The 24,660-nt window shown below is 70.1% G+C and carries 20 protein-coding genes and 1 tRNA gene; 8 read left to right on the plus strand and 13 right to left on the minus strand.

Annotated features, from left to right (window positions below; translation table 11 throughout):
• Window positions 1-48: 48 nt before the first annotated feature.
• The 3 genes from WDZ95_RS19675 to WDZ95_RS19685 form a co-directional block, all read right to left on the minus strand.
• The gene (locus tag WDZ95_RS19675) at window positions 49-354 is read right to left on the minus strand and encodes a hypothetical protein (RefSeq protein ID WP_425780963.1); all 306 of its coding nucleotides are present in this window, start codon (window positions 352-354) and stop codon (window positions 49-51) included.
• 95 nt (window positions 355-449) lie between these two features.
• Window positions 450-2,360, minus strand: a complete 1,911-nt coding sequence (locus tag WDZ95_RS19680; protein ID WP_425780965.1) for an ATP-dependent nuclease — start codon at window positions 2,358-2,360, stop codon at window positions 450-452.
• A 557-nt stretch (window positions 2,361-2,917) separates the two neighbouring features.
• A tRNA-Ser gene (locus WDZ95_RS19685) sits at window positions 2,918-3,009 on the minus strand.
• Window positions 3,010-3,108: 99 nt separating this feature from the next.
• Between WDZ95_RS19685 and WDZ95_RS19690 the strand changes: the two genes are divergently transcribed.
• A complete protein-coding gene (locus tag WDZ95_RS19690; RefSeq protein ID WP_425780967.1) occupies window positions 3,109-4,542 on the plus strand; it encodes a sensor histidine kinase in 1,434 nt (477 codons plus the stop codon).
• 35 nt (window positions 4,543-4,577) lie between these two features.
• On the opposite strand, the gene WDZ95_RS19695 is transcribed toward WDZ95_RS19690, so the two are convergent.
• The 8 genes from WDZ95_RS19695 to ppc form a co-directional block, all read right to left on the minus strand.
• The gene (locus tag WDZ95_RS19695; RefSeq protein WP_166223321.1) at window positions 4,578-5,171 is read right to left on the minus strand and encodes a LuxR C-terminal-related transcriptional regulator; all 594 of its coding nucleotides are present in this window, start codon (window positions 5,169-5,171) and stop codon (window positions 4,578-4,580) included.
• A gap of 146 nt (window positions 5,172-5,317) precedes the next feature.
• Window positions 5,318-6,619 (minus strand): tryptophan--tRNA ligase, encoded by a 1,302-nt coding sequence (locus tag WDZ95_RS19700; protein WP_425780970.1) that lies wholly within the window; start codon window positions 6,617-6,619, stop codon window positions 5,318-5,320.
• 11 nt (window positions 6,620-6,630) lie between these two features.
• Window positions 6,631-7,299, minus strand: coding sequence for a site-2 protease family protein (locus WDZ95_RS19705; RefSeq protein WP_425780972.1), 669 nt, complete (start codon window positions 7,297-7,299; stop codon window positions 6,631-6,633).
• Window positions 7,300-7,323: 24 nt separating this feature from the next.
• On the minus strand, window positions 7,324-7,959 hold the full coding sequence (locus tag WDZ95_RS19710) for an L-threonylcarbamoyladenylate synthase (RefSeq protein WP_425780974.1): 636 nt from the start codon (window positions 7,957-7,959) through the stop codon (window positions 7,324-7,326).
• Window positions 7,960-7,962: 3 nt separating this feature from the next.
• Window positions 7,963-8,871, minus strand: coding sequence for a DMT family transporter (locus WDZ95_RS19715; protein WP_425780976.1), 909 nt, complete (start codon window positions 8,869-8,871; stop codon window positions 7,963-7,965).
• Window positions 8,872-8,886: 15 nt separating this feature from the next.
• Complete coding sequence (locus WDZ95_RS19720; protein ID WP_425780978.1) at window positions 8,887-9,792, minus strand: DMT family transporter; 906 nt, start codon at window positions 9,790-9,792, stop codon at window positions 8,887-8,889.
• Window positions 9,789-10,643: a 3',5'-nucleoside bisphosphate phosphatase gene (locus WDZ95_RS19725; protein WP_425780980.1), complete on the minus strand. Its 855-nt coding sequence runs from the start codon at window positions 10,641-10,643 to the stop codon at window positions 9,789-9,791. The genes WDZ95_RS19720 and WDZ95_RS19725 overlap by 4 nt, the downstream gene beginning before the upstream one ends.
• Window positions 10,644-10,706: 63 nt before the next feature.
• Window positions 10,707-13,493 (minus strand): phosphoenolpyruvate carboxylase, encoded by a 2,787-nt coding sequence (ppc, locus tag WDZ95_RS19730; RefSeq protein ID WP_425780982.1) that lies wholly within the window; start codon window positions 13,491-13,493, stop codon window positions 10,707-10,709.
• A 149-nt stretch (window positions 13,494-13,642) separates the two neighbouring features.
• Here ppc and hemC point away from each other — a divergent pair, with 149 nt between their 5' ends.
• Genes hemC through WDZ95_RS19750 form a run of 4 tightly spaced genes read left to right on the plus strand, consistent with a single transcriptional unit; the run spans window position 13,643 to window position 17,909 of the window.
• A complete protein-coding gene (gene hemC, locus WDZ95_RS19735) occupies window positions 13,643-14,593 on the plus strand; it encodes a hydroxymethylbilane synthase (protein WP_425780984.1) in 951 nt (316 codons plus the stop codon).
• Between the two features lie 3 nt (window positions 14,594-14,596).
• The gene (locus WDZ95_RS19740) at window positions 14,597-15,439 is read left to right on the plus strand and encodes a uroporphyrinogen-III synthase (protein WP_240936473.1); all 843 of its coding nucleotides are present in this window, start codon (window positions 14,597-14,599) and stop codon (window positions 15,437-15,439) included.
• Window positions 15,436-16,599: a uroporphyrinogen-III C-methyltransferase gene (locus WDZ95_RS19745; RefSeq protein WP_425780986.1), complete on the plus strand. Its 1,164-nt coding sequence runs from the start codon at window positions 15,436-15,438 to the stop codon at window positions 16,597-16,599. Before WDZ95_RS19740 ends, WDZ95_RS19745 begins: the two co-directional genes overlap by 4 nt.
• 23 nt (window positions 16,600-16,622) lie before the next feature.
• A complete protein-coding gene (locus WDZ95_RS19750) occupies window positions 16,623-17,909 on the plus strand; it encodes a heme biosynthesis HemY N-terminal domain-containing protein (protein ID WP_425781095.1) in 1,287 nt (428 codons plus the stop codon).
• Between the two features lie 117 nt (window positions 17,910-18,026).
• Here WDZ95_RS19750 and WDZ95_RS19755 read toward each other — a convergent pair whose 3' ends face one another.
• Window positions 18,027-21,026 (minus strand): Rne/Rng family ribonuclease, encoded by a 3,000-nt coding sequence (locus WDZ95_RS19755; protein ID WP_425780988.1) that lies wholly within the window; start codon window positions 21,024-21,026, stop codon window positions 18,027-18,029.
• Window positions 21,027-21,612: 586 nt separating this feature from the next.
• Between WDZ95_RS19755 and WDZ95_RS19760 the strand changes: the two genes are divergently transcribed.
• From WDZ95_RS19760 to WDZ95_RS19770, 3 genes are all read left to right on the plus strand, one after another.
• Window positions 21,613-22,581, plus strand: coding sequence for an RluA family pseudouridine synthase (locus tag WDZ95_RS19760; protein WP_425780990.1), 969 nt, complete (start codon window positions 21,613-21,615; stop codon window positions 22,579-22,581).
• A 92-nt stretch (window positions 22,582-22,673) separates the two neighbouring features.
• The gene (locus WDZ95_RS19765; RefSeq protein WP_425780992.1) at window positions 22,674-22,982 is read left to right on the plus strand and encodes an H-NS family nucleoid-associated regulatory protein; all 309 of its coding nucleotides are present in this window, start codon (window positions 22,674-22,676) and stop codon (window positions 22,980-22,982) included.
• Window positions 22,983-23,111: 129 nt separating this feature from the next.
• Window positions 23,112-23,594 carry a low molecular weight protein-tyrosine-phosphatase gene (locus WDZ95_RS19770; RefSeq protein WP_425780994.1) on the plus strand — a complete coding sequence of 161 codons (483 nt, stop codon included), beginning with the start codon at window positions 23,112-23,114 and terminating at the stop codon, window positions 23,592-23,594.
• On the opposite strand, the gene WDZ95_RS19775 is transcribed toward WDZ95_RS19770, so the two are convergent.
• On the minus strand, window positions 23,582-24,559 hold the full coding sequence (locus WDZ95_RS19775; protein WP_425780996.1) for an NAD-dependent epimerase: 978 nt from the start codon (window positions 24,557-24,559) through the stop codon (window positions 23,582-23,584). The genes WDZ95_RS19770 and WDZ95_RS19775 overlap by 13 nt on opposite strands.
• Between the last annotated feature and the right edge of the window lie 101 nt (window positions 24,560-24,660).

Here is a 24,660-nt window from a genome sequence, read left to right on the forward strand (position 1 = left end):
GAGCAAGGCTGTAACGCGCATCGTCGTCGGCGACGACAATCGTTCTTCTCAGCAGACTTCCAGCACCACACGCACCCGATCTCCGCATTCGATCTCGGGGTCGTGCATCGTCCGGGGCTTGAAATGCTCTTCGAACGACTTGGCTGACTTCCACGTCGCCACGTTGACGTAAGTGACGCCGTCACCGCCGATGGGCAGGCTCCTCATCGATTCAGGCAACTCGTTCGAGTTGCTGACCTTCGTCAGTGTCTCCGAGACAAAGTCTGCGTGATCTGGCTTCTCGCGGTTGTATGCCGCGAGGAACGCCGCTTCCTTCTCCGGCCGCACGGAGCGGCGAATCAACACAATCACCACGAAGTTCTCCCTGTCCGCGCGCAGCAGCGCGCTGATGGTCTAGACGATGCGGCCCGCCATAGCAAGCCTCGGCGTTCCCGCTGCGCAGCGCAGCACTACGGCGCTGGCGGCAGGGCATTTACCAGGGCGGCAATCGCGTCTTCGAAGCGCTTCAACGTGTCAGCAGAGAGTTTCGGCACGATCACATGCTGCTGCGCCAGGAAATGCCCTGCAACGCGCCCGTGATCGAACTCCCCGGCAACTCGCTCGATGCGCTTGACGATGCGATCTTGACCCTTGAGATCCTCCATCTTGAGCGATTGCTTCATCGCGCCGTTGTAGATGGCCAGATACTCGTCTGGCTCAAACAGGTCCTCAATGTCGGCGCCCTTGACCTGGCAAAACTGTTCGACGCTGAGAACATTGCTGGCCTTGAGGCGGCCCTGCGCGACGGCGGCGTCGATGCGCTGGCGCTGGGCCTTGCCATCGAGCAGCACCACGATGTCCAGCTTGCCGCCGAGCAGCGCGATGAAAGTCGGAATGTTTGTGGCGCCGCCTGCCGGCAGGAGGCGACAGTTCGTTGGGAATGCCGCGCGGCTGAGCGATCCCAAGTGCGACGAGAAGGCAACCAAGTAGATGAAGTCCGACGTGCCTTCCAGCAGGATATTCCGGTTCCCGATGAACAGGTTCTGCGCAATGTCGTAGCCAAGCGCGGCCTGCAGCGGGAACAGCGTGTCCGGGTCGGACGTGGTGCCGGCGTCGTTGGTTGCGACGGCGCCGAGGTCCGGCCCCTTGTCTTCGATAATGCGCACGCGGCCCAGTGATTCCGTCCGAACCATGAAGGGCGAGTGCGTCGTGTACACCACCTGCCTGCCGCCCGTGAGGTTCGTATCAATGGCGTCGAGCAGGTCCTTCTGCGCCCGCGCGTGCAGGCTGAGGCCCGGTTCATCCAGCAGCAGGATCAGGTTCTTGTCCTTCTGGAACTCGAAGAACGATGCGATGAAAGACACGAACCACCTGAACCCGGTGGAACGGCGGTCGAGGCGGTTGCTGAAATCATGCCGCGTGTCCTCGACTCGGAACTGCAAATAGCGCTCGGTCTGACCGTTCGCCTGCCGCTCGGGCTCGATCTTCACGACGAGCTTCAGGTGTTGGTTCTGCTTCCAGTTGGCTTTCACCATCCGCGTTAGCAAGCTGGAGATTGCCTCCAGTTCAGCATTCGATTGCTCGAAGTCCCAGGTCTCGACGTTTGTCGGCGCCACCTTGGCCAACTTGAGAAAGTCGGCGGCGGCTTGAATTTCCTCGTCCGCCGACGGCGTGGTCAACGCGGGCATCACCTCGCCGGCAAGGCTGTAGCGTCCGCGCAGTTGCGAGTACTGGCTGAAGTAGAAGGTCTTCGGAATCAGGGGACGCAGTATCTTCTCCAGCGCCGCGGTGAGCGACTTAGATCCGTCCAGCACTGACTCAAGCTCGGCCTTGGCCAGCTTTGCCGCTTGGGCATCCGGCGTGGGCTCACCGCTCTCGCTCTTCTCCGCTGTGGCCGCCGTCAACTCCTCCAACAGTTGTTGCGCGTTGTCCGCGCCGGCGACCTTGGGGCCGAGCAGACCGGCATCGATGTGCTGATCGCTGAACCACTTGACGAACCGGGCGTGGTCGATGGGCAGTTGCAGTTGCAAGTCGCCTTCATACTTGCGGAAGGCGGAAAGCTTAGGTGCGCTCAGCACACCTTGCCCGAACTGTCCGTCCAGCGTGGCCATTTCTTCGGCCGAGAGCGTGAACTCCGCGGTGATCGGCACCGCATCGTCGATCTCGCCGGAAATCTCGTGCTGCTTCTTTAGCCAGCGCGGGTAGTCATCCAGCAGGACGAGCGGACAGGGCTTTGCCGGATTCAAGCGATGCAGCGCTTCGATGGTGGATGACTTGCCCGCCTCGTTCTTGCCGACGATGCAGGTGCTGTCGGCTACGTCAATCGGCCCAGAGTCGATGACGTTGCGAAACAGACGGACTTGGAACGACTTCAGGCGCATGGGCGACTCCCTGGCTTCTTGGTCTTGCAGTTCGGCGCGCTGCCCCACCGACCACCCGGCCTGGATGGGGCATCGGAGCGCTTACTTCCTCCTGTTGCCTTTAGGGCGCTGGTAGGGAAGCTTGAGCGACATATTAAGGCTTCGGTCGTCGATAGCTCCTGGGTGGCCGATGTTCTCGTGAGCAGTCACCAGAGGCAATATGTCCGAGCGACCGCACCCGCTGCAGTGCGGACCTTGACGCGCTGCCTAAGCTTCAGTGCTCGGGCGCGTCCCTTGGCCCAAGGCCACGGATGCACGGACTGACCGGTGCATGGTTGGGCTGTAGAACTATCTGTGACCTGAGCGATTGACCACATTGCGGGCAGATGTGGCGATCCGGCTCTATCGGGATCGGCCGGATCCCGCGTTTGAGAGAAAACCCCTCGTGGCCCGCCCGAGAGGGCCACTCCCGGTACTTTTGAGAGCCGAGAGAAATCTCCCAGCCCCCCGCAATCCCGCGCCCCGCCTCGCGTTCACCCAACAAAAAAGCCCCTGCACTGCAGGGGCTCCAGACTCGCTGGCGGAGAGAGAGGGATTCGAACCCTCGATACAGGAGAACCTGTATGCCGGATTTCGAATCCGGTGCATTCGACCACTCTGCCATCTCTCCGTGTCGAAGCCCGCGATTCTAGCAGGCTGAAGACCCGGGTTCGCACGGCCCGCGCACGCCGCTTGCCAGTGCGACAATGCGCCGACTTCCAGCCCCTACATGCTCGTCGACACCCAACCCGCCACGCACCAGCACGCGCCAGCCGCCCCCGAGGTGCGCGACGCCTGGGTCAATGCCCAGCTCATTGGCGTCTTGATGGATCACCTCGGGCCGACGGTGCTGGCCTCGGCGGTCTTCGTGCCGGTGCTGGCCATGCTCATGTACGGCGAGGTCTGGACGCCGGGCCTGGCGCTCTGGGTCCTGGCGATGCTGGCCATGCTGGGCTTTCGCTACCACCTCATCGGCCTGTACCGCCTGCGGCACGACAGCGTCGAAGGCCCGCAGCGGCAGCAGTTCATCGACCGCTACCGCTGGACCTGGCCCGCCGCCGCCGTGCTCTGGAGCGTGCCCGTGGCCCTGAGCTACCTGCAGGCCGATTTCATCACCCAGTTCGCGTGCGCGCTGCTGGTGCTGGGCCAGGGCCTGCTCACGCTCAACGCCTACAGCGCCTACCTGCCGGTCTACCGCACCTACACGCACGGCCTCGCGGGCTCGGTGCTGGTGGGGTTGCTGGTGGGGGCCTTCCTGCACATGCACCAGCCCGACGTGGTGCGCTCCACGGCCATCTTCATGCTGCTGCTGCTGTCGTTCTGGTTCCTGCTGCTCATGGCCGGCGCGCGGCTGCATCAGGTGCACCGATCGAGTTTCGAGCTGCAGTTCTCCAACCAGGAACTGATCGACTCGCTGACCCTGCAGACGCGCGCCTCGCTGCGGGCCGTGTCCACCAAGAACCGTTTCCTGGCCTCGGCCGCGCACGACCTGCGCCAGCCGGTGCACGCGCTGAGCCTGTACGCCGACTGGCTCGCGAGCGAGCCCGAGATGGCGCGCGACATCGCGCCACGCATCCTGCAGTCCACGCGCGCCATCAACGAGCTGTTCGACTCGCTGTTCGACCTCACGCGCATCGATGCCGGCAACTACAAGGTGCGCCTGCAGCACGTGGAAGTGCAGAAGCTGTTCGCCGACCTGCGGCTGCAGTTCGAGCCCGTGGCCTCGGGCAAGCAGCTGCAGCTGCGCACGCGTGCCCACCCGATCACGCTGTGGTCCGATCCGGTGGTGCTGCGCCGCATTCTCGGCAATCTGGTGTCGAACGCCTTGCGCCACACCCAGCGCGGCGGCGTGCTGATCGCCTTGCGCCAGCGCAAGGACATGGTGGTCTTCGAGGTCTGGGACTCGGGCGTGGGCATCGCACGCGAGCACCAGCAGGCGATCTTCCAGGAGTTCTTCCGGGTGTCGCAGCACCAGGGCACCGAGGACAGCCTGGGCTTGGGGCTCACCATCGTGTCCAAGCTCGCGGCGCTCATGGGCTACCAGCTTGCGCTGCAGTCGGAGGCGAACCGCGGCAGCGTGTTCCGCGTGATGCTGCCGGCCTACACGCAGCAGGCGCCGGGCGAACAGCCCCAGCCCACCGTCATCCAGGCCAGCGCGGCCTGAGGCAGCCCCGCGGCCGAATCGCGGGTTCGTTCAGCTCAAAGATCGAGCAGGCCGGCGGTGCGGGCCAGGTGGCTGGCCTGCGAGCGGCTCTTCACGTTGAGGCGGCGGAACAGGCGCCACAGGTGCACCTTCACCGTGTGTTCGCTGATCTGCAGTTGTTCGGCGATGTCGCGGTTGGACAGGCCACGGTCGAGCATGACCAGCAGCTGCTTCTGGCGCTTGGACAGCTTCTCGGGAATGGTGGGGGCGTTCTCGTCCTCGATCTCGTCGGCGAGGAATTCGCGCAGCACCTTGGCGATCTGGGCCGCGCCCGCGGATTTCTCGACGTAGGCATCGGCGCCGGCTTCGCGCGCGAGGTCTTCGTAGTCGGAAGAAGGCGAGGCCGACAGCACGATGAGCGAGGCGTCAGGCAGCATCTGGCGGATCTCGCGCACGCCGGACACGCCGTTGGTGTCGGGCAGCTTGAGGTCCAGGCACACGAGTTCGGGCTCGCCATGTTCGGCGATGGCCTTGCTCACCGAGGCCAGCCGCTCGAGTTCGACGACCTGGGTCGAGGCGCGCAGGCGGCGCAGCAACATGACCACGGCCTCGCGCATCAGCGGATGATCGTCAATGACAAAAATACTCATGTCGCAGGGCGCACTTCATGATTTGGACTGACAGCGCAGCATAAAGGCATAACTGTCGTTTGGCGAGGGCGGCAATCCCCCGAAAGAGGGCGCGCGCTCGGCGAGCCGGGCGTGCAGCGCCGCGGAGCGGGGGATTGTGACCCAATTCAGGTGCCGGCTTCCCGCATTGCCTTGAGCGCAATCGTGACGCCTTCCACATCATCGGGTGCGATCAACTGTTGCGCCATTGCATCGAGCGCAACAGATCCCTCCCGCTGCAGGCGGGCCATGGCCTGGGCGGCGTCGCGCGGCGCGGCGAAGCCGCGGCTTTGCAGCAACACCGCGCCCTTGGCGTCGGTGAGCTTGAAATAGAACTGGCCGTCCTTCTCGCGGTACTGTTTGAAGGCCGGCAGTGCCGCCTTGGCGGCCTTGGCCGGGCCGCCGGACGGCGCGGCCTGGCGGTCGAGCGGGCGCAGGCCCACGGCGTGGCGCAGGCGCTGGGTGAAGGGGGTGGCGATGGCGCGGGCCTTCTCGGCCCCCATGCGCAGGGTCTGTTCGATGCGCGCCGGATCCTGGATCAGCGCGTCGTAGACCGCGCGCAAGGGCGCGATCTCGCGGTCCAGGCGCTCGAACAGCAACTGCTTGGCCTCGCCCCAGGCGATGCCCTCGGCATAGGCCTTGGCCAGGGCGGCGGTTTCGTCGGCGCTCGCGAAGGCCTGGTAGAGCTGGAACAGCGCCGAGCCCTCGGTGGCCTTGGGTTCGCCGGGTGCGCGCGAGTCGGTCACGATGCCCATGATCAGCTTGCGCAGTTGCTCGCGCGGCACGAACAGGGGGATGGTGTTGTCGTAGCTCTTGCTCATCTTGCGGCCGTCCAGGCCGGGCAGCGTGGCGACCTGCTCCTCGATGACCGCCTCCGGCAGCGTGAAGTGCTCGCCATACAGGTGGTTGAAGCTCGAGGCCATGTCGCGCGCCATCTCGATGTGCTGGATCTGGTCGCGCCCCACGGGCACCTGGTGGGCGTTGAACATCAGGATGTCGGCCGCCATCAGCACGGGGTACATGAACAGGCCCGCGGTCACGCCGTCGTCGGGCTCGGCACCGGCTTCGTGGTTCTTGTCGACCGCGGCCTTGTAGGCGTGCGCGCGGTTGAGCAGGCCCTTGCCGGTCACGCAGGTGAGCATCCAAGTGAGCTCGGGGATCTCGGGGATGTCGGACTGGCGGTAGAAGGTGACCTTCTCGGGGTCGAGCCCGCAGGCCAGCCAGGTGGCCGCGATCTCCAGCGTGGAGCGTTGCACGCGCGCCGGGTCGCCGCTGGTCTTGATCAGCGCGTGGTAGTCGGCGAGAAAGTAGAAGCTCTCGACGTTGTCCAGGCGGCTGGCGCGCACGGTGGGCCGGATGGCGCCCACGTAGTTGCCCAGGTGGGGCGTGCCCGAGGTGGTGATGCCGGTGAGGACGCGTTGCGTTTTCATGGGGAGCGGGTTCAGAGCAGGAGCAGTCGCACGGGGGTGAGCAGCCATTCAATGGCGGTGCCCGTGAGGGTCATGAGCGGGCGCAGCCAGTAGTCGCCCACGAGGCCGGTGACCACGAGGGCCAGCACGATGAAAAAACCGTAGGGCTCCACGCGCGACACGGCCACGGCCTGCTTCCAGGGCAGCAGGCCCACGAGGATGCGTCCGCCGTCGAGCGGGGGCAGCGGGAACAGGTTGAAGGCGAACATCACGAGGTTGACCGTGACGCCCGCACGGCCCATGTCGAGCCAGAAGCGTTCGTTCACGCCGAGCGCGATCAGCACATAGACCAGCAGCACCCAGCCGATGGCCTGCACCAGGTTCGAGGCCGGGCCGGCGAGCGCGACCCAGATCATGTCGCGCTTGGGGTTGCGCAGCCGCCCGAAGTTGACCGGTACCGGCTTGGCGTAGCCGAACAGGAACGCGCCCGCCGTTGCGAAGTACAGCAGCAGCGGCATGGCGATGGTGCCCAGCGGATCGATGTGCTTGACCGGGTTGAGCGTGACGCGGCCGAGCTGCCAGGCCGTGGGGTCGCCGAAGTGGCGCGCCACGTAGCCGTGCGCCGCCTCGTGCAGCGTGATGGCGAACAGCACCGGGATGGCGTAGAGGGTGACCGTCTGGACGATGAGGGCGAAATCCATGCGTGGATTGTCCCAGACGCCGGGTCAGAGCCCGAGCGGCGCGAGCGCGCCCTGGCCTTCGCGTACCACCTCGGGCTCGCCGCCCGTGCCCATGGGCACGAGGTCGAGCACGGTGGTGGGTTCGAGCGCGCAGGCGCCGGCGTCGATCACGGCGTCGATGTCGTGCTGCAGCCGCTCGCGGATGGCCTCGGGGTCGTTGAGCGGGTGCTCGTCACCGGGGAGGATCAGCGTGGTGGCCAGCAGCGGCGCGCCGTGCAGCTGCAGCAGGTCGAGCAGCGCGCGGTGCTCGGGCACGCGCAGGCCGATGGTCTTGCGCGACGGGTGGCTCACGCGGCGCGGCACTTCCTTGCTGGCTTCGAGGATGAAGGTGTAGGGGCCGGGCGTGGCGAGCTTGAGCAGGCGGTACTGGCGGTTGTCCACCTTGGCGTAGCTCGCGAGCTCGCTGAGGTCGCGGCACAGCAGCGTGAGGTGGTGCTTGTCGTCGACCTCGCGGATGCGGCGCAGCCGGTCGGCCGCGGCCTTGTCGTCGAGCTGGCAGGCCAGCGCGTAGCTCGAATCGGTGGGCACGGCGATGACGCCGCCGCGCTCGAGCAGCGACACCGCCTGCTTGAGCAGGCGCGGCTGGGGGTTGTCGGGGTGCACGCTGAACAGCTGCGACATGGCTCAATCCTCCGGCGGTGCGATGGGCAGCGAACGGCTGCGGGTGGCGCGCCAGCCGCTCACCGCGCCGCACAACACGATGAGGGCGATGCCGGTGAGCTCCACCGCCCCCGGCACGTGGGCGAACACCAGCCAGCCGAACACCATGGCGAAGGCGATCTGCGCATACAGGTACGGCGACAGGGTGGAGGCCGGCGCACGCTGGAACGCCATGATGAGCATCAGGTGACCCACCGTGCCCATGCTGCCCACGAGCACCAGCAGGCCGAAGGTGCGCGCATCGGGAATGGCCTGCCACACGAAGGGCAGCAGCGCGCTCGACACGAGCGCGCCCACCCAGCCGGTGTAGAGGTGCATGGTCAGCGGGTCTTCGGTGCGGGCCATGCGCGCGGTGAGAATCTGGAACCAGGCGCTCATGAACACCATGGTGAGGGGCAGGATGCTCGCCCAGCCGATGTCCTCGCCCTCGGGCCGCACCACCAGCAGCACGCCCGCGAAACCGCCCGCCACCAGGGCCCATTGCCAGGCCGACACGCGCTCGCGCAGCACGGTGGCGCCCAACAGTGTCACGGCCAGCGGCGTGAACATGAGAATGGCCGTGAACTCGCCCACCGGCATCTGCTGCAGCGCCACCACGCCCATGAGGCTGAGCGAGAGCAACAGCGCGCCGCGCAGCAGCTGGAAGCGCGGGTGCGCGGTGCGCCAGGCGGCGCGCCCGCGCAGCGGCAGCAGCACCGCCGTGGTGGCCACGGCGTGGAACAGGTAGCGGAACCACACGATCATGAGCACCGGCATCACGGCGCCCACCAATTTGACGGTGGTGTCGAGCAGGCCGAAGCAGGCCGTGGCCGCGACCGCCAGGCCGATGCCTGCGAGCGTGCGGGTCGGAAGCAGGGCGGCGGCGGTGTTCATGCTTGGGGGGGCGGCTCAGGCTTCGGGCGCGTCCACGGGCAGGCGCTGCTCGCGCGCCGTGAGCCAGCTCGCACTGGCGCCGCACACCACGATGAGCGCGATGCCCGCGAGCTCGAGCGCGCCCGGCACATGGTGGTAGACCACCCAGCCGCACAGCATGGCGAAGCCGATCTGCGTGTACAGGAACGGCGAGAGCGTCGAGGCCGGCGCCCGCTGGAACGCGAGGATCAGCAGGAAGTGGCCCACGGTGCCCATGAGCCCGACCAGGCACAGCTGCGTGAGCGTGCGGGCGTCGGGCACGGCCTGCCACACGAAGGGCAGCGCCGCGCTGGCCACCAGGGCACCGACCCAGCCGGTGTAGAAGTGCAGGGTCATCGGGTCTTCGGTGCGCGCCATGCGCGCGGTGAGGATCTGGAACCACGCATAGAGGAACACCAGGGTGAGCGGGATCAGCGCGGCCCAGCCCACCACGCCGGCCCCGGGCCGCACCACCAGCAGTGCGCCCGCGAAGCCGCCCGCCACCAGCAGCCAGCGCAGGGGCTTCACGCGCTCGCCCAGGAACAGCGCGGCCAGCAGCGTGACGGCCAGCGGCGTGACCATGACGATGGCGGTGAACTCGCCCACGGGCATGTACTGCACCGCGAGGAAGGACATGCCGCTCACCGAGAGCAGCAACAGGCCGCGCAGCAGCTGGAAGCGCGGGTGTTCGGTGCGCCAGAGCGAACGCCCGCGCAGCGGCAGCATCACGGCCGTGACCGCCACGGCGTGGAAGGCGTAGCGGAACCACACCGCGAGCAGCACCGAGACCACCGCGCCCACCACCTTCACCGTGGTGTCGAGCACCGCGAAGCAGGCGGTGGCCGCGACGAGGAAGCCGATGCCGGCGAGCGCCTGGCCAGGCCGTGGGGCGCTGGCCATCAATGGACCCGCTCGGCCAGCAGCGACCACACCGGCGTCACGCTGCCGGGCAGGTCGGGCAGCTTGCCCAGGTCGGTGTGGCTTTCGTCGGGGCTGTGGAAATCGCTGCCGCGCGAAGCGGCCAGACCGAACTCGGCGCAGAAACCCGCGTACTTGGCGTATTCGGACGTGCTGTGCGCGCCCGTGACCACCTCGCACGCCTGGCCGCCGTGCTGCCTGAACTCGGAGAACAGCGCGTACTCCTCGGTGGGCGTGAACTTGTAGCGGCCCGGGTGGGCGATCACGGCCACGCCGCCCGCGCCCGTGATCCAGCGCACCGCGTCGCCGAGCGCGGCCCAGCGGTGCGGCACGAAGCCGGGCTTGCCTTCGGTGAGGTACTTGCGGAACACCTCGGGTACGTCGCGGCACACGCCGCTGTCGACCAGGTGGCGCGCGAAGTGCGAACGCGAGATCAGGTCGGGGTTGCCCACGTAGCGCAACGCCCCTTCGAATGCGCCCTTGATGCCCACCTGGGCCAGGCCGTCGGCCATTTCGCGTGCGCGCTGCTCGCGCCCGCCGCGCGTGGTGCGCAGGCCATCGAGCAGGGCCGCGTTGCCGGGGTCCATGCCCAGGCCCACGATGTGGACCGTGGTGCCCGCGAAGGTCACCGAGATCTCGACGCCCGTGAGGTAGGGCAGGCCCAGGTCGCGCGCCGCGGCCATGGCGCGGTGCTGACCGCCGAGCTCGTCGTGGTCGGTCAGGGCCCAGAGCTCCACGCCGTTGTCCTTGGCGCGCGCGGCCAGCACCTCGGGTTCGAGCGTGCCGTCCGAGAGGGTGGAATGGCAGTGCAGGTCGGCGTTGAGCAAGGGGTTCACCCGGGCGATTTTAGGTGCCGCGCCATGTCCCCGCTGTCGCCGTTGTCACCGCAGCGGCCCCGCTCAGCCGGTGTTGCGCAGGCCGGCCGCGATGCCGTTGATCGCGATGTGGATGCCGCGGCGCAGCTTGCCGTCGTCGTCGTGCGCGAGCGCGCCCGCGCGGTGGCGGCGGATCAGCTCGACCTGCAGGTGGTGCAGCGGGTCGATGTAGGGGAAGCGGTGCTCGATCGAGCGGCGCAGCGCGGCGTTGCCGGCCAGGCGCTCGGGCTCGCCCGTGATCAGCGCCAGCGCGTCGACGGTGCGCTGCCACTCGGCCTCGATGGCGCTGAACACCTTGCGGCGCAGCGCCTTGTCCTCCACCAGCTCGGCGTAGAGCGAGGCCAGGGCCATGTCGCTCTTGGCCAGCACCATGTCCATGTTGGAGAGCAGGGTGCTGAAGAACGGCCAGTCGCGGTGCATGCGCTTGAGCAGCGCGGCGTGTTTGGGGTCTTCGGCCACGAAGGCCTGCACCGCCGAACCGAAGCCGTACCAGCCGGGCAGCGTGAGCCGGCACTGGCCCCAGCTGAAGCCCCAGGGAATGGCGCGCAGGTCTTCGATGCGGCCCGTGGCCTTGCGGCTCGCGGGGCGCGAGCCGATGTTGAGCTCGGCGATCTCGCGGATCGGCGTGGCGCCGAAGAAGTAATCGGCAAAACGCGGCGTGTCGTAGACCAGGGCGCGGTAGGCCGCCATGCTCGCGCGCGACAGCGCTTCGGCGGCCTTGAGGAAGGCGGGCGAGGCCTCGCGCGTGGGCTGCAGCAGCGTGGCCTCGAGCGTGGCCGCCACCAGGGTTTCGAGGTTGCGCCGGCCGATCTCGGGGTTGGCGTACTTGGCGCCGATCACCTCGCCCTGCTCGGTCAGGCGGATCTGGCCGCGCACCGTGCCGGGGGGCTGCGCGAGGATGGCCTGGTAGCTCGGGCCGCCGCCCCGGCCCACGGTGCCGCCGCGGCCGTGGAACATCCTCAGGCCGATGGCCTTTCCGTTGCCCGCATTGAGCTCGTCGAACAGCTTCACGAGCGCCGTCTCGGCGCGGTAGAGCTCCCAGTTGCTCGTGAAGATGCCGCCGTCCTTGTTGCTGTCGGAGTAGCCGAGCATCACGTCCTGCTCGCCATAGCCGTCGGCCGCACCGCGCTGGACCATGGCGCGCACGCCCGGCAGGTCGTAGTAGGCGCGCAGGATGGGCGCGGCGTTTCGAAGGTCCTCGATGGTCTCGAACAGCGGCACCACGATCAGGTCGGCCACCGCGCCCTGCGCCAGCGTGCCGCGCACCAGGCCGGCTTCTTTCTGCAGCAGCAGCACCTCGAGCAGGTCGCTCACGGTCTCGGTGTGGCTGATGATGGCGTGGCGAATGGCGGCGGCGCCGAAGCGCTCGCGGCCGCTGCGCGCGGTCTCGAAGATCGCGAGCTCGCCCTGCGTGTGCGCGCTGTAGGCGGTGCCGGGCACGCGCAGCGGGCGCACGTCGTTGAGCGCGCGCAGCAGCACGGCGCGCTTGGCGTCCTCGCCGAGTGCGGCGTAATCGGGCTCGATCTGTGCCGCCGCGAGCAGCTCGGCGACCACCGCTTCATGCTGGTCGGAGCTCTGGCGCAGGTCGATGGTGGCGAGGTGGAAGCCGAACACCTCGACCGCGCGGATCAGCGGGCGCAGGCGCGCGTCGATCAGGGCCGCGCCGTGGTGCGCGCGCAGCGAGGCCTCGATGGTGCGCAGGTCGGCGAGGAATTCGGCCGCGTCCGCATAGGCGTTCTGCGGCGCCACCGCGTGGCGCGCGGCCTCGCCGCCCGTGAGTGCCTTGAGCGTGGCGGCCAGGCGCGCATACATGCCGGTGAGCGCGCGGCGGTAGGGCTCGTCCTGGCGGTGGGCGTTGGTGTCGGGCGAGCGCTCGGCCAGGGCCTGCATCTCGGCGCTCGCGCCCACCAGCATGCCCGACATGGACAGCTCGCCACCCAGCAGGTGCACCTGCGTGAGGTGGTGGCGCAGCGCGAGATCGGCCTGGCGCTGCAGCGCAAGCTCCAGCGTGGCCGCGGTGACGTTGGGGTTGCCGTCGCGGTCGCCGCCGATCCACTGGCCCATGCGCAGGAAGGGCGCCACGGGCCGGCCCAGCCCGGCCTCGAGCTCGGCGTACAGGCGCGGGATCTGCGACAGGAAGGTGCTTTCGTAGTGGCTCAGCGCGTTCTCGATCTCGTCGGCCACGCTGAGCTTGGTGAAGCGCAGCAGGCGCGTCTGCCAGAGCTGCGTCACACGCGCGCGCATCTGCGCCTCGATGGCGGCCTGCTCGCGCGGCAGGGCCTGATCGCGCTCGGCCAGCAGCCGCGCGATGTCGCGCTCGGCGTCGAGGATGCTCTTGCGCTGCACCTCGGTGGGGTGGGCCGTGAGCACGGGCGACAGGTGCGCTGCGGCCAGGGTGTGCGCCACGGCATCGGGCGTGAGGCCCGCGGCCTGCAGGCGCTGCAGCGCCAGGCCCAGGCTGCCGGTCTGCAGGCCCCCCGCGCGCTCGTGCACCGCGCGGCGGCGGATGTGGTGGCGGTCTTCGGCCAGGTTGGCGAGGTGGCTGAAATAGGTGAAGGCGCGGATCACGCTCACGGTCTGGTCGGCGCTGAGCGACTTGAGCAGCTTCTTGAGCGCCTTGTCGGCCGCGCGGTCGGCGTCGCGGCGGAAGGCCACCGAGAGCTGGCGGATGCGTTCGATGAGCTCGAAGGCCGCAGCCCCTTCCTGCTCGCGGATCACGTCGCCCAGGATGCGGCCCAGCAGCCGGATGTCTTCGATGAGGGGGCGGTCCTTGTCGTCGCGCCGGGCGGCGCGCGGAATCGTTCGGCTCATGGGGGGCTCGCGCGGCGGCGAGAGGGCGGGGACGAGGGGCGGAGACAGCGGGGCGCATGCTAGCATCGACCGCGAGCCCGCGGGTTCCGAACCGATTACCAACCGCCGGACTCTCACGGGCGCTTGTTCCCGCCAGTGTCTGCATGCCCATGTCCCAGTCCACGCCCCAGGCCATCACCATCGCCACCCGCGAAAGCCGTCTTGCGCTGTGGCAGGCCGAACACGTGAAGGCCCTGCTCGAAGCGCGCGGCCACCGCGTCACCCTGCTGGGCATGACCACGCTGGGCGACCAGATCCTCGACCGCACCCTCTCCAAGGTGGGCGGCAAGGGCCTGTTCGTCAAAGAGCTCGAACTTGCGCTCGAAGACGGCCGCGCCGACATCGCGGTGCACTCGCTCAAGGACGTGCCGATGGAGCTGCCGCCCGGCTTCGCACTGGCCTGCGTGATGGAGCGCGAAGACCCGCGCGACGCCTGGGTCTCGCCGCACTGCGCTGGCCTGGCCGATCTGCCGCCGGGCGCGGTGGTGGGCACCTCGAGCCTGCGCCGCGTGGTGCTGCTGCGCGACGCGCTGCGCACCCTGGGCCGTGGCGACGTGCGCATCGAACCGCTGCGCGGCAACCTCGACACGCGGCTGCGCAAGCTCGACGAAGGCCAGTACCACGCCATCGTGCTCGCGGCCGCGGGCCTCAAGCGCCTGGGCCTGGGCGCGCGCATCCGCGCCATCTTCGAGCCCGAACAATCGCTGCCCGCGGCCGGCCAGGGCGCGCTCGGCATCGAGGTGCGGGCCGACCGCCACGACCTGATCGAGGCCCTGCGCCCGCTGGCCCACCAGGCCACCTGGCTGCGCGTGGCCGCCGAACGCACCGTCTCGCGCGCGCTCGGTGGCAGCTGTTCCATGCCGCTGGCGGCCCATGCCGACTGGCTCGGCGAACGGCTGCGCCTGCGCGGGGCCTGGGGCGAGCCCGAGGGCCAGGCGCCGCTGCTGCGTGCCGAGGCCGTGGCCGAGGTGGCCGACCTGCCCGCTGCCGAGGCCTTGGGCGCGCGCGTGGCCGAGGCGCTGCGCGCCGGCGGTGCCCACGCGCCCGCACAGGAGGCCTGAGCCGTGCCCGCGCCGATCGACGCCCGGGCAGACGCAGGGCGCGTGCAGCGCGTCGTCGTCACGCGGCCCGAGCCCGAGGCCACGCGCTGGGTGCAGGCGTTGCGCGAGCGCGGCTGGACCGCCGACGCCTGGCCGCTGCTGCGCATCGCCGATCCCCACACCGGCCCCGAGCGCGACCGGCTTGCCCACTGGCGCAAGGCCTGGACCTCGCAGGACGCGCTGATGTTCGTGAGCGCGGCCGCGGTGCAGCGCTTCTTCGCCGACACCCTGTCGCCCGACAACGGCAGCACGCGCTTCTGGGCGCCCGGCCCGGGCACGGCGCGCGCGCTGTCGCAGGCGCTGTGGCCGCTGGGCATCGGCGAAGACCGCATCGACATGCCGCCGCGCGAGGCCAGCCAGTTCGACTCCGAACACCTGTGGCCCGTGATCGCCGGGCAGGTGCAGCCAGGCCGGCGCCTGCTCGTGGTGCGCGGCGCGTCCGAAGGCGGCGCCGACGGCAGCCTGCCGGGGCAGGGCCGCGAATGGTTGATCGAGCGCTGCCGCGCGGCCGGCGTCGAGGTGGAGGCCTGCGTGGCCTACCGCCGTGAGCTCATCGAGCCCGGCCCGGCCGACTTTTCGCGGCTGCGTGATTTCACGGGCCGCGGCCAGGTGTGGCTGATCAGCAGCAGCGAGGCCCTGCAGGCGCTGCAGGGCCACTGGCCCCTGGGCGCGCGGGCCGCTGCGCTGGTCACGCACCCGCGCATCGCCGAGGCCGCGCGCCTGCTCGGTTTCGCCGAGGTGGTGCAGGCCCGTCCGGCCCTGGCCGACGTGATGCGCGCCCTAGAATCCTGGAACGGTTCCCCATGAACGCCGCTGTCCCCGATCCCACCCCGTCTTCCTCGGCGCCCGCTGCGGCCCCCGCCGGCCCGGGCCCCGCGGCCGACCGGCCGCGCGCCGCCAATGGCCTCGTGCTCTTCGTGCTGGCCGTGGCGGTGGTGGCGCTGGTGATGTGTGGCCTGCTCTGGCAGCGCCTGGGCTTCACCCAGGAAGAACTCGCGCGGCGCGCGCGCGACGCCGAGGCCCAGGTGGTCGAAGCGCGCACCTTGGCCTCGCAGGCCGAAGCGCTCACCCAGGAGCTGCAGGCCCGCCTGAGCGTGGCCGAGGTGCGTCTGTCCGAGGTGAGCCTGCAGCGCAGCCAGCTCGAAGAACTCATGCTCTCGCTGTCGCGCTCGCGCGACGACAACCTGGTGCAGGACCTCGAGGCCAGCCTGCGCGTGGCCCTGCAGCAGGGTCAGCTCACGGGCAGCGCGCAGCCGCTGATCTCGGCCCTGCAGGCGGCCGACCAGCGCATCGCGCGCGCGGCGCAGCCGCGGTTGAACCCGGTGCAGCGCGCCATCGCGCGCGACATCGACCGCATCCGTGGCGCCGCGCTGGCCGACATCCCCGCGCTCGCGAACCAGCTCGACGAGCTCGTGCGCCAGGTCGACGCCTGGCCCACGGCGAACGCGGTGGGCCAGGCGGCGCCGGCCACGCGCACGCGCGCCGCGGTGGCGCGCGAGCCGGCGGTCGAAGCCGCTGCATCCGGCGCCGGCGACGCGCCGGCCCCGGGGGGGGCCGACGGGACCGCACCCGGCGCCTGGCAGCAGGCCGTCGCGCGCTGGAACGCGTGGTGGTCGGCCACCTGGGAGCACACGTTGCGGCAGGCGCGTGACCTCGTTCGCGTGAGCCGCATCGACCAGCCCGAAGCCGCGCTGCTGGCGCCCGAACAGGCCTTCTTCCTGCGCGAGAACATCAAGCTGCAACTGCTCAACGCGCGCCTGGCGCTGCTGGCGCGGCAGCTGCCCGCGAGCCAGGCCGACGTGCTCGCGGTGGAGAACCTGCTGCGGCGCTACTTCGACACGCGCTCGCCAGCGGTCAACAACGCGCTCGGCAGCCTCGGCCGCCTGCGGCGCGACCTGGTGGCGCAAGACCTGCCGCGCCCCGACGAGACGCTCGCCGCGCTTGCCGCGGCGGCGCGGGGCCGCTGATGCGCTCGCGTCAACGTGGCGCCATGCGCAGCGTGTTCTGGCTGCTGGGCCTCGCGGCGCTGGCGGTGGCGCTCGCACTGCTCGTGGGCAACAACCGCGGCACGGTCACGCTGTTCTGGCCGCCATGGCGCTTCGACGTCTCGTTCAACTTCTTCCTGTTCGCGCTCATCGCGGGCTTCGTGCTGGTCTACGTGGCGCTGCGCGCGCTGGCCGTGGTGCGCGAACTGCCCACGCAGGCGCGGCGCTGGCGCAGCCTGCAGATGGAACGCGCCGTGGTGGGCTGGGTGCTGGACGCGCTCGCCAACCAGCTCGCCGGCCGCTTCGTGCGCGCGCAGGGCGCGGCGCGCAACGCGCTGCAGCACCTGCAGGGCAGCACCAGCAACGACTGGCCGCGGCGCGCGCAGCTCGAGGCGCTGGCCCACCTGCTCGCCGCCGAAAGCGCCCACGCGCTGCAGAACCGCGCCCAGCGCGACGAGCACCTGCAGGCCGCGTTGCGCCCCGAGGTGGCCAAGGCCTCGCCCGAAATGGCCGAGGGCGCGCTGTTGCGCGCCGTGCGTTGGGCCGTGGAAGACCGCGACCCCGAGGCCGCGCGCAGCCGCCTGGCCGAGTTGCCGCAGGGCGCAGCGCGGCGCATCCAGGCCTTGCGCCTGAAGCTGCGCGTGGCGCGCCTGGGCGAAGCCACCGACGAGGCGCTCGAAACCGCGCGCCTGCTCGCCAAGCACCGCGCGTTCTCGCCCGAGGCCGCGGCCAGCATCGTGCGCGGGCTCGCGCTCGACGCGCTGCGCGATGCCCACGATCTCGCCCAGTTGCAGCGCGTGTGGGATGGGCTCGACGACAGCGAACGCGGCGTGCCCGCGGTGGCGCTCGCCGCGGCCGACCGCGCCCATGCGCTGATGGGCCTGGACGCTGCGGGCGACGAGGGTCTGCGGGCCGACACCGCGGCGCGCGTGCGGACCTGGCTCGAACCGTTGTGGGAACAGTTCGGTGCGCTCGAGGCGGGCCAGCAGGCGCGGCTGGCGCGTGTGTTCGAACCCGAGCTCCAGCACCTGGACGCGGCCGGCCTCGCGCGCCTGGAGAACCTGCAGCGCCAGTGGCCGCAGAACCCGCACCTGCAGTACCTGGCCGGCCAGGCCTGCCTGCACCGCCAGCTCTGGGGCAAGGCCGCCCAACTGCTGGGCCAGGCCCGCCACGGGCTCAGCGACACCACGCTGCAGCGCCGCACCTGGCGCGCGCTCGCGCGCCTGGCCGAAGAGCGCGGTGACAGCGCCGCGGCGGGCGAGGCCTGGAAGCAGGCGGCCTTGCTCGACTGAACGGCGGCCGCTGTCGCGGCGGGCGCCTGGCCCGGGGCCGCAGGCCCCATGAAAAAAGCCACCGTGAGGTGGCTTTTTGTCGGGCGCGCAGCGCCGCAGCGCCGCGCGGGCCGGGGCTCAGCGGGTCTCGAACGGCAGCACGACCTGGCTCAGGTCCTTGCGCGTTTCCACCAGCACCAGCGGGCCCTCGTCGAGCACGACCACGGGCTTGGGCTCGCGCGGCACGTGGACGGGCTTGGGCTCGGCAGCGATCGCGGCCTGCGCCTGGGCCACCTTCTCGGTGTCGGAGTTCACCCACTCGAGGCCGCTGGCCGCGGCCACGGCCTGCAGCTCGGGCACGCTGAGCGTGTAGGCCTGCACCGCGGGCATGGCGCGCGCGGTGGTCGGCGCCGCGGGGGCTGCCGGCGCGGGCACGACCGCCGGGGCGACCGGCGCGGGGGCGGCCACGGGCGCCGGGGCGGCGCTCACCGGGACGGGTGCGGCCACCACCGGCGCCGCGGGTGCGGCGGTTGCCGCGGCCGGAGCGGGCATGGTGAAGTAGCTGCGCACGGGCGCTGCGTCCTGCTCGGCCGCGGTGTCGGCCACCTCGGCCATGGGCTGGGTGTCGCCGGCTTCGGCGGGGGCTTCGCCGCCTTCGCGGGCGGGGCGCTCGCGGCGATCGCCACGGCGGTCGCGGCCATAACGGTCGCGGCTGCGGCGCTCGCGCGGGGCTTGCTCGTCAGCGGCCTCGGCACCGCCTTCGGGCGCATTCGACGCCTCGGCCAGGGGCAGTTCGGCGTTCTCGTCGGCGCGCGGGGCGTCCTGGTCCTCGGGGCGGCGGCGCTCACCGTCGCGGCCACGGCCGCGGCCGCCGCGTTCACCACGCTCGCGGCGCGGCGGCTGCTCGGCACCCTCGGCGGCTTCGCCCGCGAGCACGGTCTGGGCCAGTTCGTTCGTGGTGTCGGCGGGAGCGGCCTCGCGGCGCTCGCCGCGGCGTTCACCGCGGCGGCCTTCGCCTTGTCGCTCAGGGCGTGCCTGCTCGCTGCGCTGGCCTTCGGCGCCAGCGTCGCGCGGGGTCGCGCTGTCGCGCTGGCCTTCGCGCTGGCCGTTGCGGCCTTCGGGACGGGCTTCGCCGTTGCGTCGGTTCTCGCCGCGGTTGCCACGCGGCTGGCCTTCGGCGCTGGCGTCGCGCGGGGCCTGGCCTTCGCGCTGGCCGTTGCGGCCTTCGCGGTTGTCGCGGCCCTCGCCACGTTCACCACCGCGCTCGCCACCGCGGCCGCCGCGGCGGCCACGGCCGCCATCGCGGCCGCCTTCACGGCGGCTCTCGGTGCGCGCGCCTTCGCGCGCGGCCGGCGTGGCAGTGGCCGGCGCGGGCGCGGCCGGCGCGGGCGCGACGCCACCACCGAACAGGCCCTTGAGCCAGCCGAAGAAGCCCTTTTCAGCCGGGGCAGCGGCCACCGGGGCCGGGGCGGCCACGGGGGCGGCCACCGGCGCGGGCGCAGGCTGCTCGGGCTTGGGCACGGCCACCGGCGCGGGCGCGTCGGGCAGCACGCCCTTGATCACGGGCTCCTGCTTGTTGGTGCGTTCCTGGCTGCGGCGCGTGAAGCTGGCCACGTCGTCGACTTCCTCGGCGAGCTTGTAGCTCGAGTCGAGGTTGTCCAGGCGCGGGTCGTCGTGCTTGAGGCGCTCGAGCTTGTAGTTGGGGGTGTCGAGCGACTTGTTGGGCACCAGCAAGACGCTGATGCGCTGCTTGAGCTCGATCTTGGTGATCTCGGTGCGCTTCTCGTTGAGCAGGAAGCTGGCGACCTCGACCGGCACCTGCACGAGCACGGCGGCCGTGCTGTCCTTGAGCGACTCTTCCTGGATCACGCGCAGGATCTGCAGGGCCGAGGACTCGGTGTCGCGGATGTGGCCGGAGCCGCCGCAGCGCGGGCAGGGGATGGACGCGCCTTCGTTGAGCGCGGGCTTGAGGCGCTGGCGGCTCATTTCGAGCAGGCCGAACTTGCTGATGGAGGCGAACTGCACGCGGGCGCGGTCCTGGCGCAGCGCGTCGCGCAGGCGGTTCTCGACCTCGCGGCGGTTCTTGCTCTCCTCCATGTCGATGAAGTCGATCACGATCAGGCCGCCGAGGTCGCGCAGGCGGGCCTGGCGGGCCACTTCGTCGGCGGCCTCGAGGTTGGTGCGCGTGGCGGTTTCTTCGATGTCGCCGCCCTTGATGGCGCGCGCCGAGTTCACGTCCACCGCCACCAGGGCTTCGGTCTGGTCGATCACGATCGCGCCGCCGCTGGGCAGCTGCACGATGCGGCTGTACGCGGTCTCGATCTGGTGCTCGATCTGGAAGCGGCTGAACAGCGGCGCGTCGTCGCGGTAGCGCTTCACGCGGTGCCCGTGCTCGGGCATCACGTGGCTCATGAACTGGTGCGCCTGCTCGAAGATGTCATCGGTGTCGATGAGGATCTCGCCGATGTCGCTGTTGAAGTAGTCGCGGATGGCGCGGATCACCAGGCTCGATTCCTGGTAGATCAGGAAGGCGCCCTTGCCCGATTGCGCGGCGCCGTCGATCGCGGTCCAGAGCTTGAGCAGGTAGTTCAGGTCCCACTGCAGCTCGGGCGCTTCGCGGCCGATGCCGGCGGTGCGCGCGATGATGCTCATGCCGTTGGGGTACTCGAGCTGGTCGAGCGCGGCCTTGAGCTCGGCGCGTTCGTCGCCCTCGATGCGGCGCGAGACACCGCCGCCGCGCGGGTTGTTGGGCATCAGCACCACGTAGCGGCCGGCCAGGCTGATGAAGGTGGTGAGGGCGGCGCCCTTGTTGCCGCGCTCTTCCTTCTCGACCTGGACGATGAGCTCCTGGCCTTCCTTGATGACGTCCTGGATGCGCGCCTGCGACGGCGACACATTGCCCTGGAAATACTGGCGCGCGATTTCCTTGAACGGCAGGAAGCCGTGGCGGTCTTCGCCGTAGTCGACGAAGCAGGCTTCGAGCGAGGGCTCGACGCGCGTGACCACCGCCTTGTAGATGTTGCCCTTGCGCTGCTCGCGCCCTTCGATCTCGATCTCGTAGTCGAGCAGTTTCTGCCCGTCCACGATCGCCAGGCGGCGCTCTTCGGCCTGCGTGGCATTGATCAGCATGCGTTTCATGTTGCGTTCCCTTCGTGCTGCACACACGGCGGCGCTCGGGCCGAATTGCCCGGGCCGCCCGTCAGGCCGGGAAGCCGCACACGCAACGAACGCAGGAGGAATTGCCGGAGAGCCGTGACCGGGCGGTGGGTGGCGTCGCGCGCATCGGGCGCAGCGGCACCATGGCCGGGTCGGGCATGGGCGCGTGGAGTCGGATGCAGGGCAAAGGGCCTCGAGGGCCGCCGGCGACCAGGGGTCGGTGGCGGGATCGGGCCGGGTTCTTTGCGGTGTCTCTTCGTCCTCGCTCAGGCCCCGTTGCGGGTGGGCCTGGGCGATCGGGGTATTCCGTTGTCTGTTCGTTGTGGGTCTGCGGATTCCACCTCGGCGTCCACCGGACGGTGGGTGGCTGGCGGTGCAGTGGATCGCACCGGGAGCCGCCCTCGGGCCGGGTGCCTTGGCTGGCCACCTTCCCCCATTGCAGGCTGCCGGCATCCCCGGACCAGCCCGTGCCGCCGTGGCTGCCTTAAACTCCAAGGCAAATCAACCACTTACAGCACACAATGGGCGCCGCGCATTATAGACACGTCCCCACTGGCGTGGTGCGCCCATGAATCCGCCTGCAGCCCCCGCCGTTCGCCACCTCACCGTCGATGAGGAATCCCAGGGGCAACGGCTCGACAACTTCCTCATCCGCGAACTCAAGGGCGTGCCCAAGACGCACGTCTACCGGATCATCCGGTCCGGCGAGGTGCGCCGCAACAAGGGCCGCGTCAGCGCCGACGACCGCCTCAATGCCGGTGACGTGCTGCGCATTCCGCCGATTCGGCTGTCGGCGGCAATCGAGGCCAAGGCCGAAAAGCCGGCGCCGGCGCGCGAATTTCCGGTGGTCTACGAGGACGATGGCCTGTTGGCGATCGACAAGCCGGCCGGCGTGGCGGTGCACGGCGGCAGCGGCGTGAGTTTCGGCGTGATTGAACAATTGCGCAGGGCGCGGCCGGCGGCGCGCCTGCTCGAATTGGTGCACCGGCTCGACCGCGAAACCAGCGGTTTGTTGCTGATTGCAAAGAAGAAAAGCGTGCTGAAGGCCGTTCAGGACCAATTCCGCGAACGCGAAACCGGCAAGACCTACCTCGCGCTGGTGGTGGGCAGCTGGCCGGCGCGCAAGAAGGTCATCGATGTGCCGCTGCACAAGTTCCTGCTGGCCGATGGCGAACGCCGGGTGCGTGCGACCACCGCCGACGACCCCGACGGCATGCGCGCGATCTCGCTGGTGAAAGTGGCGCAGCAATGGCCGGCCGGCGCCGACGGCCGCCCGGCGCTGAGCCTGCTCGAGGTGACCATCAAGACCGGCCGCACCCACCAGATCCGCGTGCACCTCGCGAGCGCGGGCCACCCGATCGTCGGCGATGACAAATACGGTGATTTTGAAATCAATCGTCAATTGGCGCGGGCCGGTTTCAAACGCATGTTCCTGCACGCCTGGCGATTGCACCTGCGCAACCCGCTGACGCAGCAGCCGTTGGCCCTGTCGGCGGAATTGCCACAGGAATTGAAAAGTTGCATTGAGGCGCTGTGATTCGCGAATAGAATGCCGGCGTGCCGGTGAATGGCCGCGGCCAACAACGCCGGGTTGAGCACGAACCCTCCCCCTAGCAGAAGGACCGACCAATGGCAACGTATTCCGAGTTGATGGCGCAGGCGCAAAACCTGATGGCGCAGGCCGAACAAGCGCGCAAGGCCGAACTGGCCAGTGTGATTGCCGATATCAAGGCCAAGATGAAACAATTCGGCATCACGCCGGCCGATCTGGGTGGCGCTGCGCCGGCGGCGGGCGGCAAGCGCGCGGCCAAGCCGGCGTCGGCGCCCAAGTACCGCGGCCCCAACGGCGAGCTCTGGGCCGGCGGCCCGGGCCGCAAGCCGCAGTGGGTGCGCGACGTGCTCGCGGCCGGCAAGAGCCTCGACAGCTACCGCATCTGATCGCCGCCACGGCAATCGCCCCCCAAGGCCCGCCCGCTGGGGGCCTTTTTTTCTGGCGATCGCCCACCCAGGCCCGCTTCCCGCGGGCCTTTTTCATGGGTGCGCGGCGCTGATGGTTATGCTCGCGCGATGCATCAGGTTCTGTTGGTTTGCATGGGCAACATCTGCCGTTCGCCGCTGGCGAGCGCGGTGTTGCAGGCCGAGGTGGCGCGTCGCGGCCTGCAGCAGCAGGTGGGGGTGGATTCGGCCGGCGTCTACGACGGCCACGCCGGTGAAAAAGCCGACAGCCGCGCGCGCAAGCTCGCCCGGGCGCGCGGTTACGAGGCCATCGAACGCGAGCGCGCGCGTGGCGTGACCGCGCAGGATTTCGAGCGCTTCGACCTCATCCTTGCCATGGACCGCAGCAACCTGCAGCGGCTGCAGCAGGTGAGCCCGCCCGAGCACAGGCACAAGCTCCACCTCTACCTGGCCTACGCGGGCCAGGGTGACACCGAGGTGCCCGACCCGTACTACGGGCCGCTCGAGGGGTTCGAGCTCGTGCTCGGGATGTGCGAACGCGCCAGCGGCCCGGTGCTCGAGCGCCTGCTCGGCGCGCCGGTTCAGACCCGGTAGTGGTCGCGGTACCAGCGCACGAAGCGCGTGATGCCTTCGGCCAGCGGCGTGGCTGGCGCAAAACCCACCCAGTCGTGCAGCGCGCGCGTGCTCGCGTAGGTGGCGGGCACGTCGCCGGGCTGCATGGGCAGCAGGCGTTTGGCGGCCTCACGGCCGGTCGCGCGTTCGATGCAGGCGATGAAATCGAGCAGCTGCACCGGGTCGTGGTTGCCGATGTTGAACACGCGGTGCGGCGCGCCGCCCTCGGTCTCGGGCGTGGCGGGCTTGTCGAGCACGCGCAGCACGCCTTCCACGATGTCGTCGATGTAGGTGAAGTCGCGCTTCATGTCGCCGTGGTTGAACACGTCGATGGTGCGGCCTTCGAGCACGGCCTTGGTGAACGAGAAATAGGCCATGTCGGGCCGGCCCCAGGGCCCGTACACCGTGAAGAAGCGCAGGCCCGTGGCGGGCAGCCGATAGAGGTGGCTGTAGGTGTGCGCCATCAGCTCGTTGGCTTTCTTGGTCGCGGCGTACAGGCTCACCGGGTGGTCGACCGGGTCGGTTTCTTCGAACGGCATCTTGGTGTTGCCGCCGTACACGCTGGAGCTGGACGCGTACACCAGATGCTTCAAGCCCTGCGCGCGGCAGCCCTCGAGCACGTGGCCGAAGCCCGTGAGGTTGCTTTCGAGGTAGGCGTGCGGGTTCGTGATCGAGTAGCGCACGCCGGCCTGGGCGGCCAGGTGCACCACGGCGTCGAAGGGCTGGCCGGCGAACAGCGCCTCCATGCCCGCGCGGTCGGCGAGGTCGAGCCGCTGGAAGCGAAAGCCCGGCAGCGCCTGCAGGCGCTCGAGCCGGGCCTGTTTGAGCGCCGGGTCGTAGTAGTCGTTGAGGTTGTCGATGCCGGTGACGGTGTCGCCGCGCCCGGTCAGGCGCAGCGCCGTGTGCATGCCGATGAAGCCGGCGGCGCCGGTGAGCAGGATGTGCATCCCGTGATGGTAGCGGCCAGCCGCCCGCCGACCACGCCCCGCCAGTGGCACCGAGGAACCGGCTTTGCCGGGCCTCAGGTGTCGCCCCCTTGAGGGGGGCG

The sequence above is a fragment of the Hydrogenophaga sp. T2 genome, from assembly GCF_049843535.1.
GTDB lineage: Bacteria > Pseudomonadota > Gammaproteobacteria > Burkholderiales > Burkholderiaceae_C > Hydrogenophaga > Hydrogenophaga crocea.

Excerpts from the sequence above, each read along its gene's own strand:
- WDZ95_RS19680 (WP_425780965.1), bottom strand. The coding sequence starts at position 2,360 with ATGCGCCTGAAGTCGTTCCAAGTCCGTCTGTTTCGCAACGTCATCGAC.
- WDZ95_RS19690 (WP_425780967.1), top strand. The coding sequence starts at position 3,109 with ATGCTCGTCGACACCCAACCCGCCACGCACCAGCACGCGCCAGCCGCC.
- WDZ95_RS19695 (WP_166223321.1), bottom strand. The coding sequence starts at position 5,171 with ATGAGTATTTTTGTCATTGACGATCATCCGCTGATGCGCGAGGCCGTG.
- WDZ95_RS19700 (WP_425780970.1), bottom strand. The coding sequence starts at position 6,619 with ATGAAAACGCAACGCGTCCTCACCGGCATCACCACCTCGGGCACGCCC.
- WDZ95_RS19705 (WP_425780972.1), bottom strand. The coding sequence starts at position 7,299 with ATGGATTTCGCCCTCATCGTCCAGACGGTCACCCTCTACGCCATCCCG.
- WDZ95_RS19710 (WP_425780974.1), bottom strand. The coding sequence starts at position 7,959 with ATGTCGCAGCTGTTCAGCGTGCACCCCGACAACCCCCAGCCGCGCCTG.
- WDZ95_RS19715 (WP_425780976.1), bottom strand. The coding sequence starts at position 8,871 with ATGAACACCGCCGCCGCCCTGCTTCCGACCCGCACGCTCGCAGGCATC.
- ppc (WP_425780982.1), bottom strand. The coding sequence starts at position 13,493 with ATGAGCCGAACGATTCCGCGCGCCGCCCGGCGCGACGACAAGGACCGC.
- hemC (WP_425780984.1), top strand. The coding sequence starts at position 13,643 with ATGTCCCAGTCCACGCCCCAGGCCATCACCATCGCCACCCGCGAAAGC.
- WDZ95_RS19745 (WP_425780986.1), top strand. The coding sequence starts at position 15,436 with ATGAACGCCGCTGTCCCCGATCCCACCCCGTCTTCCTCGGCGCCCGCT.
- WDZ95_RS19750 (WP_425781095.1), top strand. The coding sequence starts at position 16,623 with ATGCGCAGCGTGTTCTGGCTGCTGGGCCTCGCGGCGCTGGCGGTGGCG.
- WDZ95_RS19755 (WP_425780988.1), bottom strand. The coding sequence starts at position 21,026 with ATGAAACGCATGCTGATCAATGCCACGCAGGCCGAAGAGCGCCGCCTG.
- WDZ95_RS19760 (WP_425780990.1), top strand. The coding sequence starts at position 21,613 with ATGAATCCGCCTGCAGCCCCCGCCGTTCGCCACCTCACCGTCGATGAG.
- WDZ95_RS19765 (WP_425780992.1), top strand. The coding sequence starts at position 22,674 with ATGGCAACGTATTCCGAGTTGATGGCGCAGGCGCAAAACCTGATGGCG.
- WDZ95_RS19770 (WP_425780994.1), top strand. The coding sequence starts at position 23,112 with ATGCATCAGGTTCTGTTGGTTTGCATGGGCAACATCTGCCGTTCGCCG.
- WDZ95_RS19775 (WP_425780996.1), bottom strand. The coding sequence starts at position 24,559 with ATGCACATCCTGCTCACCGGCGCCGCCGGCTTCATCGGCATGCACACG.